The sequence below is a fragment of the Aliivibrio finisterrensis genome, from assembly GCF_008933155.1.
GTDB classification, from domain to species: Bacteria; Pseudomonadota; Gammaproteobacteria; order Enterobacterales; family Vibrionaceae; genus Aliivibrio; species Aliivibrio finisterrensis.
This window is the reverse complement of sequence record NZ_WBVP01000001.1, coordinates 150,737-163,279: the sequence shown is the minus strand read 5'-3', so window position 1 is coordinate 163,279 and position 12,543 is coordinate 150,737. Positions and strand designations below refer to the sequence as shown.

General features: G+C 38.4%; 9 protein-coding genes. 6 read left to right on the top strand and 3 right to left on the bottom strand.

The features are described from left to right. Nucleotides 1-60: 60 nt before the first annotated feature. The 3 genes from F8B77_RS00690 to F8B77_RS00680 form a co-directional block, all read right to left on the bottom strand. A complete protein-coding gene (locus F8B77_RS00690; RefSeq protein WP_151652835.1) occupies nt 61-1,014 on the bottom strand; it encodes a DUF2860 domain-containing protein in 954 nt (317 codons plus the stop codon). 85 nt (nt 1,015-1,099) lie between these two features. After that, entirely contained in the window at nt 1,100-1,909 is an 810-nt protein-coding gene (locus tag F8B77_RS00685; protein ID WP_244298152.1) for an AraC family transcriptional regulator, read from the bottom strand. A gap of 15 nt (nt 1,910-1,924) precedes the next feature. Continuing rightward, complete coding sequence (locus F8B77_RS00680; RefSeq protein WP_151652831.1) at nt 1,925-2,527, bottom strand: LysE family translocator; 603 nt, start codon at nt 2,525-2,527, stop codon at nt 1,925-1,927. A gap of 293 nt (nt 2,528-2,820) precedes the next feature. Between F8B77_RS00680 and F8B77_RS00675 the strand changes: the two genes are divergently transcribed. From F8B77_RS00675 to F8B77_RS00645, 6 genes are all read left to right on the top strand, one after another. Continuing rightward, nucleotides 2,821-3,288, top strand: a complete 468-nt coding sequence (locus F8B77_RS00675; RefSeq protein ID WP_151652829.1) for a DUF2127 domain-containing protein — start codon at nt 2,821-2,823, stop codon at nt 3,286-3,288. A 356-nt stretch (nt 3,289-3,644) separates the two neighbouring features. Further along, nucleotides 3,645-4,967: a branched-chain amino acid transport system II carrier protein gene (gene brnQ, locus F8B77_RS00670; protein WP_151652827.1), complete on the top strand. Its 1,323-nt coding sequence runs from the start codon at nt 3,645-3,647 to the stop codon at nt 4,965-4,967. 776 nt (nt 4,968-5,743) lie between these two features. Further along, nucleotides 5,744-7,057 (top strand): anaerobic C4-dicarboxylate transporter family protein, encoded by a 1,314-nt coding sequence (locus F8B77_RS00660; RefSeq protein WP_151652825.1) that lies wholly within the window; start codon nt 5,744-5,746, stop codon nt 7,055-7,057. Nucleotides 7,058-7,433: 376 nt separating this feature from the next. After that, nucleotides 7,434-9,236 carry a choice-of-anchor I family protein gene (locus F8B77_RS00655; RefSeq protein ID WP_151652823.1) on the top strand — a complete coding sequence of 601 codons (1,803 nt, stop codon included), beginning with the start codon at nt 7,434-7,436 and terminating at the stop codon, nt 9,234-9,236. A 221-nt stretch (nt 9,237-9,457) separates the two neighbouring features. Next, entirely contained in the window at nt 9,458-10,390 is a 933-nt protein-coding gene (locus F8B77_RS00650; RefSeq protein ID WP_151652821.1) for a TAXI family TRAP transporter solute-binding subunit, read from the top strand. Between the two features lie 83 nt (nt 10,391-10,473). Continuing rightward, nucleotides 10,474-12,387 carry a TRAP transporter permease gene (locus tag F8B77_RS00645; RefSeq protein WP_151652819.1) on the top strand — a complete coding sequence of 638 codons (1,914 nt, stop codon included), beginning with the start codon at nt 10,474-10,476 and terminating at the stop codon, nt 12,385-12,387. Nucleotides 12,388-12,543 lie beyond the last annotated feature (156 nt).

The following is a 12,543-nucleotide window of genomic DNA, read 5'->3' as shown; positions in this document are numbered from 1 at the left end:
AGTAATAAATCGTTTATGAAAAAGCCCTGCTAAATAATGCTAAGCAGGGCTGTATGAGTATTAAAATTTGTAATTCAGACCTACAGTAACAATGTATTCTGATTCGTCATAGAAGGTAATATTTGAATCGGTCGAATTGTAACCCGCAAAAGAGATGAATGACCAATCTTGCCAACCCATGAATTTAGAGTATTCGTAAGCGGCAAATAGGCTCATCTTATCGCCTTTACGTGTCTTTCCATAAAAAGGGATGTCTGCACCAAAGTTTTGTTGTTTATATCCTGCGGTTAATACCAACTGGTGTCTTTGCATTATTTTAAAGAAACTGACTTCCGCACCGTATTGATCGTAAGAGCTTGCTTTTCCGTCCGCAGATGAAGATTGGTAAATAACAGAAGGTAGGACGAATGAAGTGCGACTTAATGGTAAACGATATTGGCCTTTTAAGTAGATTGTATCTGCGTCTCTTTTTAGTACATCTACGACATCATCGTTCTCGATATCTTTTGTTGCATAAGCACTATCAATGGTAAAATTTGATCCCGCAATATTACTCACTTTAAAACGAAATGCGTTGCCTGATGCATCTGTTTCTGTTCGAGCTGAGTCGACTAAATATGGGTTAGCCCATGCCTTGCTTGACATAACGGTTGGTAAAATAGATACATCAACTACCATCCTTGAATCAAATTGATACTTATAACCCACCTCAAGAATAACAGTACCTGTGGCGATATCTTGGCGAGTGGTACCTGCATACACTTGCTGATTTAACTTTTGGCCAAATGTATAGGCTATGCTGCCAAGAGGAAAAGCCATAAATGCGTTATCGCTAGAGCCTTTCTGGTGCACAGAGGTAATAGTGTCATCACCTTTGGTATTAAAATTGGATGTTGAAGATTTAAACCCTGTTGTTAATGCAATTTCGCCACTAATGCCTTCTTTATCTGCAAGTTGAGCCATTGCCGAAGGTGTAACCACGCATAAAATGAATGAGAAATTACGTAAATTCATAAAGGGTCATTCCTTGAATTATTATTTAATTAACTATATTGAAACATTAATGCGTAAATGGCAACAAAGAAGTACTGTTTAGAAACTATAAACTCTGCTTATATTGCTTCGGCGTTGCGGCAACCATGCTTTTAAAGTTGCGATGGAAATGACTTTGGTCGGTAAAACCAAGATCTGTGGCAATAGAGGCGATATTTTTTCCTTCTTTTAACAAGGCTTTGGCTTTATTTATCCGCATTACAATTTGATACGCATGTGGGGTAATACCATATTGCTTTCTGAACGAGTGGATGAGGTAATAATCACTTAACCCTGAGATTTTAGCAATTTCTGAAATAGAAATATTTTTATTAAAGTTATCTGAAATATACTCATAAGCACACTCAATTGCTTTTTTAGATATGCTCTCAAGAGAGGAGGTATCGCTGTCTTTTAGGATGAACTCGGAGAAAAAATTAATCGCAGTTTGTTCAACTTTGATTGCAGATTCATCTTCTATTAGAGTTTTAGACAGTGATTGAAATCCTCGATATAAGAAAGGACAATCACTGTGTGTCATTTGTATTGGTTGAAATTCTTGGTTGTTTCTATTGGATATTTGAGATTGTAGGTCGGCAATCCAGTCTGGTTCAACATAGAGCATTTTGTAGCTCCAGTTCGTGCCTTTTTGTGGGTTGCATGAATGGACTTCTTCTGGGTTCACGATAACAGTTGAACCCCGTCGAATCGTTTGTTTTGTATTTTGATTTACATACTCACTAATCCCGCAGTCTACCACTCCAATTGAAAACTCTGGGTGAGTGTGCTTTTTATAGCATGCATTTGAATTATCGGAATACCGGAGTTCAAACGGAAGAACTGATGATCTTAAAAAGTGAGGATTTGAATTAGCCAATGTAACCTCCATTTATTATTTTGATATAAAGAATACATACACTACTGTTAATGCAAGCAAGCCTCCCATCGCTCGATTAAAGATTTTATAATGAATAGGGTGCTCAAGGTATTTGCCAATGGTTATGCCTAATAAAGCCCAAGTCGATATACAGCAGTAACATACGATAAAAAATATCACACTAAATACCCCGAGGTCTTCGAGAGGAATCACACCGTTACTAGAAAATACGGTGAGGCCAGACAAAGATACAATCCAAGCTTTTGGATTCAGCCATTGACACAATAGGCCTTGTAGCATGGTTGGTGCATCATCTTTTTTATTTTTATTGTGTTCGGCTCTTTCGCTAGTTGCTACTTTATAAGCCAAATAAAGTAGGAAAGCGCTGCCAAGATAATTGAGAGCAAGCGTTGCAGTATGTGAATCATTAAAGGCTCTTATTAGCCCAAGCCCCAATATAATAAGAATTAACACAAAACCAACAGTTGCCCCAAAAATATGTGGGACTGTTCTTGTGTATCCATGATTAGCACCAGTGATAGTAGCAAGAATATTTACAGGCCCTGGTGAGAGAGAGGTGACAAAGGCAAACATTACCATCGCTAAAAAAAGACTCATTATTTATCCTTAAAATTCGGTTACTTTTTTGTTTTCTTCAATGAAGCGGTTGGAGCTGTATTACTGCAAGGTAAGCAAGTGTTTCATCCTTGTTTTAATTATGAAATTATAATAATTCAAGGCGAGCGCTCCTTATTGTATAAAATTGTTTTTTTAAATAAGACGATTAAAATAAATACTAACTTAATTTTGCATATTTGATGGTAAACCATAAATTATGTGGTACAACGCTGCAGTTAGGAGAAAATATGTATCTTCTGTGATAGACAGCGTGTCGCTGGAAAGAGGTGAATATGATAACAGTAAGAAAAGGGTTACGAGCCGTAGCCATACTAGAAGCGATCAAAGGATCAGTATCTCTAATTGTTGGGCTTGGGCTTCATGCTTTAGTGGGAGAAAATCTACGTCAGTTAGCTGAATCGATCGTAAGTCGTTGTCATTTGAACCCCGCGAGTGAGCTACCTAGTGTATTTATACATGCCGCCGGCAATTTTACAGGGACTAAAATAACGTTATTGGCTATTGGTGCGCTTATTTATTCGGCGGTGCGTTTTGTTGAGGCTTATGGTCTGTGGCGAGAGCTGTTATGGACAAAATGGTTTGCCTTAATTAGCGGTGCGATCTACTTACCTTTTGAAATTTATGAAATTTTTTTTCATACGAGTATTTTAGGGATAGGAATATTTCTGGTTAATGTATTTATTGTCGCGTATATGGCGTACTCGCTATTTAGAGTAAGAAGTCATGAAGGTAATTCTTAAGTATAAAAGGCCCCATTTTAGTGATAGTGATATTTTTAACTATATACGGTGTTTACAATGTGGTTTATTACTTATATATTGATTTGGTTGCCACGATAAACGACTAGGATACACTCATGCTTTCTTCTACAGCCCTACAATTTGCTGCTTTGTGCAAAACAATGCTTGGTGCTGTGTCGCGTGTAACATCATCTATTATTGCTGTCATTCTAGTGATTATTAACTAGGCTGGCGGCACTTCCGTCAGCCAGGCTGACGGGAGACTGCTTTATTCTCTTCTTGTTTTTCTCAGCCAATCTGACGGTCCACAATAAAAGCTACTAGGGTTAAGCCCAATAGCAATAAGGACTATGACATTGAAAAAACAAAATTTACTTGCTATCGGTTTAATGACTTTCGCCATGTTTCTTGGTGCAGGAAATATCATTTTCCCTCCATTTCTTGGCTTAGAAGCAGGCACTCAATACTTGCCAGCAATGCTAGGTTTTTTGCTTACTGCCGTTGGGTTACCATCGTTGACACTAATTGTACTAGGCCGGTTAAGTAGCAGTGGTCAATTAACACAGGCACTACCTAAGCCGTTAGCCATTGCCTTTTGGGTACTGTTATTTACTGCAATTGGTCCCGCATTTGGCATGCCAAGAGCGGTAACTGTGGCTTATGAAATGGGCATAAAACCTTTTTTTGAAGGTGATCATTTATTAATTTTCTCAGTTTTGTTTGTTGGTGCGACCTTGTTATTAGCATTTCAACGTGGAAAATTAGTTGATTATATCGGTAAGGTGATGACCCCTTTACTTGTGCTGATGCTAGCAGCTTTAGCAGTAGCAGCTATCGTAACGCCTTTAGGTGTATTTAATGCCCCAAGTGCCGATTATCAATATAAAGCAGTAACCAGTGGTTTAATCCAAGGCTATATGACAATGGATGCTATTGCTGCTGTTGGTTTTGGTTGGATTATCATCAAAGCAATTCAAGATAAAGGGTGTGAGTCACCACAAGAAATTTTCCAAGCGACAGTCAAAGTTACTGTTGTGTATGCCTTATTAATGTCGGCGTGCTACTTAGCGATGGCATACGTTGGTGCTACTTCTGCTTCTATTTCAGAAGGGGCAACGAATGGTGGTGAATTATTGACCCGTTATGTTGCAGAGATCTTCGGGCCATTAGGGCAGTACTTATTGGCAGGCATCATCATAATGGCGTGTTTAACCACAACAGTTGGCTTAACCAATGCGTGTGCTGAGTATTATCAGCAAACTTTCCGTTCACCTTTTGCAATTACGGCAATCATCGTAACCGTATTAACAGGCGTTATTGCTAATTTTGGTTTGGAGCAAATCTTAGCTATTAGCTTACCTGCTATTTTAATTCTTTGTCCTATTGCCATTGCTTTGGTGCTTACGGCACTGTTCTTACCTACGACAAAACGTAATGTAACAGCTTATATAACGGTTGTTAGTATTACAGTGGTATTTGGTAGTTTAGACGCATTACATATTCTTGGGTTATTACCAGAATCATTGGTTACCCCGTTAAATGATTATGTTCCAATGTTTGAAGCGCATGCCAGTTGGTTCTTACCAGTGTTTGCAGCTATTGCTATAAGTAAGGTATTAGCTAGAAAAGCGAATAGTGAGGCGGTTGAATTATCAGAAAAGGCGGCAAGTCTAAAATAAAGAGTGTTCTTTGTCTTAAATAAAACGTGTAGCTTCTCGGCTACCCGTTTTCATTTGTGTTCGACTTTAAATACCATTCTGAATAACTACTTATGTAGATTGGTATAATATAGCAACACGAATAAACAGTTATATTAAAACTTGTAAGTTACGCCCGCGTATAAAGTACCAATGTTCATTGCGTAATCGTCTGAATAGCTGTAGTAACCATAATCTTGGTATAGATTCTCTTCAATGAAAAGATCACCTTCATAAGCTACACGAAAAGCTAAACCACTTAAGGCTGTCGGTGCGAATTCAACACCAACACCGTGGTGAAAAGACGTATGATTTTCACCAAGAAAGTCGCCTAAAGCATCAGTATCAGTATCAGTATCAGTATCAGTATCAGTTTATGATTGATGATGAACAACTCTACTTTTTTAGTCGAAAAAATAATGAAGACAATAATTTTATTTGTTTTTCTGTATAGCTAACATAAAAGCTAAGTGAAAGCTGCCACCTTACTTTCATGCGATTTGATAAAAATAATAAAAATAATATGACGATAAGTGTAATCTTTTTGTTTCTTATTTGTATTTGAAAACTGTAGAAATAATAACTACTTATAAATATTTTGTTTTATTTTTATAAATTTGAATGATGTGTGATCTGTCGCTATTTATTGAATATATAAGATGATTATTATCCTCTCGATTTTTTGGTGTTTAAATTACTAATGTAATAAGCGGTAATTTAAAAATAGTTATATAAAACCTATCATCAGGGAGATTGATATGTTTTTAGTCGAGTTCTTAATTGTATTAATTTGTATTCTAGTCGGTGCCAGAATTGGCGGTATCGGTTTAGGTGTTATGGGCGGTATTGGTTTAGCCATACTGAGTTTTGTATTTGGTTTACAACCGACAAGCCCACCTATTGATGTTATGTTAATGATCATGGCGGTAGTAGCTGCAGCTGCTGCAATGCAAGCCGCTGGTGGTCTTGAATATTTAATCAAAATTGCTTCGAATATTCTTCGTAAAAACCCACGTCATATTACTTTTATAGCCCCTTTAGTGACGTATATGTTCACCTTCTTAGCAGGTACTGGGCATGTAGCTTATTCTGTTCTTCCTGTTATTGCAGAGGTAAGTCGTCGTAGTGGTGTTCGCCCTGAGCGCCCACTAGGTATGGCAGTTATCGCTTCACAATTTGCGATTGTAGCAAGCCCAATTGCAGCGGCTGTAGTTGCTCTGGTTGCTTTTTTAGAGCCTCAAGGTATTACATTAGCAAATGTATTGATGATAACAATTCCTGGCACTTTCTGTGGTTTAGCTCTTGCATGCGTTATCGTAAACAAGATCGGTAAAGAGCTAAAAGATGATCCAGAATACCAGCGTCGCATGCAAGATCCTAAGTTCCGTCAAGAAATGGAACAAGAAGTTAAAGTTGAAGAGATTGAGATTAAACCGGGCGCTAAAAAAGCAGTAGGTCTGTTCTTATTCGGCGCAATTGTGGTTGTGGTTATGGGGGCATTCCCATCGCTGCGTCCTAACTTCAATGGTTCACCAATGGGCATGGCGCACACAATTGAAATCGTCATGTTAGCAATGGCTGCACTGATTATCCTATTATGTAAACCTGATGGTAACGAGATCACTCAAGGTTCAGTATTCCATGCTGGTATGCGTGCAATCGTTGCTATCTTTGGTATCGCATGGTTAGGTGATACTTTTATTGCTGGTCACTATGACATGGTAAAAGAAGCGGTTTCAGGATTGGTTGAAGTTGCGCCATGGACATTCGCTTTTGCACTGTTTGGTTTATCTGTAATGGTAAACAGCCAAGGTGCAACAACAGCAGTATTAGTGCCTGTTGGCATCACATTAGGTCTTCCACCAGAAGTGATTATCGCGACATTTGTTGCTGTAAATGGTTACTTCTTTATTCCTAACTACGGTCCAATCATTGCTTCAATTGACTTTGACCGTACAGGTACGACTAAGATTGGTAAATACATCTTTAACCATAGCTTTATGATCCCAGGTCTATTAAGCATGGTATTTAGTATTATCTTTGGTTTTATTTTTGCGAGTATGGTTCTATAACTCTTTATTTTTCGTAAAAAGGATCAAATACATGGCCATGGTTTTATTACAAATCATGGCCATTTTTAATGTTTAATGGCCACTTTAATAGTACGTTACTTAGTTTATACCATTCTGGATAAGTAGTTGTTCAGATAATTGCGCAGAAAAAATCGATTAGAGCAAGGCATAAATTACAGTAACTAGTGGTTCTAATTACAAAATTTATAACGCAGATATAATCGATTTTAACAAGCAAGAATGATCAAATACTTATGTAGATTGGTATTTATCAATGTGACTATTGACCTCTGTCTTTAATTCGACATAAAAGCGAAAACAAACTGTCATATAACCATTCTATGATCTGCCCAATCAAATTGATCATGGAGGATATATGAATCGCAATACAGTCACTTTTACCACACTAGCGGTGGTCACTTCTGCATTACTAGGTTGTAGCCAGCAATCCAATACAACAGAAAAAAACACATTTTCAGCGATAGATACTTTTGGTATTCAATGCAAATTACACGAAGAATCGACGTTCGACAGTTTAGAAATTAGTGGACTGACATTGGTTGGCTCATCTATAGCAGCAGCTCCTTTTGCTACATCTGCAGCGGAGATCCTAAGTTACGACTCATGTACAGATAAGTTGTACGTGGTAAATGCTCAAGCCAAAAAGGTAGATGTTCTAACATTGAATGCCAATAGCAAACCGACTGCTGTTGGTCATATTGATCTTCAGTCAGCGGCTAAGTATTCAGGCATTGCTATTGGTGCAGCAAACAGTGTTTCTGCACACAGTGGTTTGGTGGCTGTTGCAATTGAAAACAATGATAAGCAAAAAAATGGCATTATTGCCTTATATCGTTCCGACACACTTGAGATTATAACCACTTATCCAGCAGGATCTTTGCCTGATATGGTGAGCTTCTCTAAAGATGGACGCTATATTGCTTCAGCTAATGAAGGTGAGCCCAATGCGGATTATTCTGTTGATCCAGAAGGCAGTGTCACCTTAGTTGATATTGCTAATGGACCATTAAATGCATCGGTAACTCAACTTGATTTTAATGCGTTTGATAAAGGCAACTCACGTCATTCAGAGCTAACCGATAAAGTTCGTATTTCAGCACCTACTGCCACGGTTTCTCAAGATCTCGAACCTGAATACCTCACTTTTGCTGATAACGGTAAATTGTATGTCGCATTGCAAGAGAACAATGCATTAGCTGCGATTGATGTTGAAAATGCCTCAATTGATGGCATCTTTGGTCTTGGTGGAAAATCTTGGGGAAACGTTCAATTAGACGCTTCGAATAAAGATAAAAAGCTTGGTAATTTTCAAAGCTATTCGATGTTAGAAGGACTTTATATGCCAGATAGCATTGCCAGTTATAGTGTTAATGGTTCCACTTATATTGTGACTGCGAATGAAGGTGATGGTAGAGAATATGGTATCGAAACAACTCAAAAGCAATGTGATGAAAAATCTTATGAGTGGGATGGTGATGACTATCAAGGCACTGCAGAATATGCAACCAAACAAGATTTTTGCATTGTTTACGTTGATGAAATTCGCGGTAAAAAATTAGACATTGATAAAAACCACCCACTAGCATCAGCGTTAAAAGATAAAAATCAACTGGCTCGTTTAAAAGTGGTTAAGCCACAAGGCACGCTAGCAGCCGATGAAAAAGTACAAGCATTTGGTAGCCGTTCATTCTCTATTTGGGATGAATCAGGGGAATTAGTGTTCGATAGCGGCGATGAGTTTGCTCGTATTGTTTTCGAAAATAATAGAAATAATTTCAATAGCACTAATGATAATAACAGCAGTGCAGATAATCGCAGTGATGATAAGGGCGCAGAGCCAGAAGCGATAGAGGTTGCTAGTATTAACGGGCACCAATACGCGTTTATTGGTTTAGAGCGTCAAGGCGGCGTGATGGTGTATGACGTAACAGAGCCAAAATCTTCTCGCTTTGTTACGTATGTGAATAATCGTAATTTTGATGTAGGTGTATGTACTCAGGTTGATGCAGAAGGGGAGTGTAAAAATGGGAGTTATAACTCTAATGCAGGAGATCTTGGCCCTGAGTCGATAAAATATTTCACTCGTCTAAACCAACATTTTATTGCTGTTGCAAATGAGGTCAGTGGGACGACATCAGTATATCGTATTGATTTTTAATTAACTTCAAATTCAAGGTAGTTCAAAGGGTAACTAATTAATTTTGGTTACCCTTTTTTATATATATTTATAGAAACAATAAATTAACACCAAGTTCACAATTGTAGTGTAATTTGTTGGACTTTAATTTCACCAAGGGTAATGTTGCGTTGCTGATAAATTAACCTGTTGTTAGATTTATTATTAGATACCGAATCTAATTGTATTGAATAATCAAGGAGATGATTGTGCTTAAACGTAATTTACTATTGGCTTTAATGCTTATCTTGCCATCAGCGGTAAACGCTGAAAACTACTCAATTGGTACGGGCGGTCAAAGTGGAATTTATTATCCATTTGGTGGTGCACTAGCGAAAGTATGGTCAGAGCATGTGCCAGATGTTAATGCCAAAGCGGAAGTGACAGCGGCTTCAGTAGAGAACACGATTAAAGTGGTTCGTGGTGATATGATCGCAGGTATCGCAATGGGGAATGTAGTGCTTGATGCTTATAAAGGGGAAGGTAAATTTCCAACAAAAATGCCTGTAAATACACTTTTTGCACTGTATCCAAACCTAGTGCATACCTTAACTCTTGAAAAGTCAGGCATTACGTCATTATCACAACTAAAAGGCAAACGAGTCTCTTTAGGAGCACCAGCAAGTGGCACCGCTGTGACGTCTGCTGCCTTGCTTGAATCACTCGGTATTGATGTAAAAAAAGACATTGATGCAGTGTACTTAAACTATTCTGAAACCACGAACGCATTGGCTAATGGTCAAATTGATGCCGGTTTTATTGTTGGTGGACAAGGGGTTGGGGCGGTAACTCAAATTGCGTTAACTCATAAAATTAAAGTGCTTTCAATTACACCAGAAGAAAGTGCAATATTCATGAAACAATACCCAGCATACAGCAGCTATGATATTCCTGCGGACGTATACAACAATGTTGGTGAGGTATCGACATTAAGCGTTTGGAACGTATTAGTGGTGAATGCAAAAATGAGCGATGATATGGCGTATAACTTAACGAAAGCTGCGTATGAAAATATGGGTGATATTCGTAAAGTAGTAAAAATGGCTGAGATGACAACACCAAAAAATGCAGACCGCCTGCAAGGTGTTCCTCTTCATCCTGGTGCTCAAAAATACCTTGATTCAATAATGAAATAATAAGTACCAAATACACGTAAAACGAAAGGGTAAGTGTCTCGCTTACCTTTTCTTCTTTTCTGACTTTATCCAAAGGCATTAATATGGATATTATGACCGATAAAAACCAACCTGTTGTAGAGCATTTACCTCACGAAAGAACAGTAAATCTATTTGGGTATCTTATTTTAGGTATTGCTGTTGCGTTGTCTGTTTTTCAAATTTGGCAGGGAGTAAGTTCGACTATCTCGGCAACGTATTTTCGACCAATCCACCTATGTTGGGTACTTATTCTTATCTTTTTACATTACCCATTAATTACAAATCGAAAGAGTTCATTTTATCTTGCTGGACGAGTCATTGATCTCGCGTTATGTGGTTTGATTGTTTTTGCAGCTTATCGCATGTCGATATTTGATTATAACGACATAAATCATCTGTTTTATGGCTTACAGTTACCCGATATGATCGCAGGTTGCTCATTACTTTTACTATTAATGGAAGGGTGCCGTAGAACGGTCGGCTGGGTAATGGTCCTTATCGCAGTACTATTCTTATCCTACAGTGCATTTGGTGATTTATTACCGAGTGGCTTTGCTATTAAGTCGTACTCCCTGCAAGAACTGATTCAATTTCAAATATTTTCGGCTAACGGTGTTTTTGGTTCCGCCTTAGGGATCGCGGCAACAACGGTTTTTATCTTTGTTTTATTTGGGGCATTCTTAGAGGTCACAGGTGCAGGAAAATTCTTTATTGATCTAGCATTCTCTATTGCCGGTAAATATCGTGGTGGTCCAGCGAAAGCGGCAGTATTGGCCTCGGCAGGGTTAGGCTCTATTTCAGGTTCAGCAATAGCAAACACCGTAACTACAGGCTCAATCACCATTCCTATGATGAAAAAGCTGGGTTATAAACCAGAACAAGCGGCAGGAATTGAAGCGGCGGCCTCAACGGGTGGGCAGATAATGCCGCCAATTATGGGCGCGGGTGCGTTTGTAATGGCACAGTTTACCGGTGTGCCTTACAGCGAGATCATGCTTGCTTCTATCGCGCCTGCGATTTTATATTTCTTCTGTACCTTGTTATATGTGCATTTAATGGCGTGTAAGCTTGATCTTAAAGCGGTAAGTCGAACAGAAGCCGTTATTAGTGTCATGAAAGATGGTGCGCATCACTTAATTCCACTAGCGCTAATTACGACCTTATTAATGATGGCATATTCTCCATTATTAGTGGGTGTTGCAGGTTGTGCTGCGATTTTAGTGACGGCAGCGCTGCGAAAACACAGCCGAATTGGATTGAAAAAATTCATCGAAGGCATGAAAAATGGTGCCTTAATGGCATTACCTATTTCAGCAGCGTGTGGTGCTGCCGGGATTATAGTTGGTGTGGTTGGACAAACGGGGATTGGCTTACAGTTCACGCAATTTGTGATGGATTTCTCTGGTGGCTACATGCTGATTGCTTTGGGCTTAATAAGCCTTGTGGCTTTAGTATTAGGTATGGGGCTTCCTGTTACTGCTGCATATATTGTATTAGCGGTAATGGCGGTACCAATGTTAAGTGATTTTGGTTTACCGTTATTAACAGCACACCTTATTGTGTTTTGGTTATCTCAAACCTCTAATGTGACTCCACCAATTGCTTTAGCTGCCTTTGCAGGTGCAGGTGTTGCGAACGCAAATCCAATGAAATCCTCTGTTGAGGCGTTTAAATTAGCGGGTGGTTTATTCATTATTCCAATTATGATGGCGTATACCAGCCTTGTTAATTCAGATGCTGGATTCGCTGATTTAACGTTTTCAATTATTCAGACGTTAACCATTATTATGGCTATTGCGGTTGCTATTGAAGGGTATTTATTACGTCCATTGACTGGGATTGAAAGACTATTGGCATTTTTTACCATTCCACTAATTATGCTGAATCCTTTTGGCGTTGGTTTCTTAGGTATTGTAATCATGCTTGGTTTAATTTTGGTTCAATGGAAAGGTAGAGGGCGGATCAATCAGAGTTAGTCTTTACCATTAAACAACCCATCTTAATTAAAATCCTCTTTGGTAATGAGAATCAAAGAGGATTTTTAATACTTATTCACGGATATTAAGTCCTATAAGTCGAAGAATCGCCATTTAACTGCTACCTTTTAAGTAAGAGAATCAATTCAGTAGGGT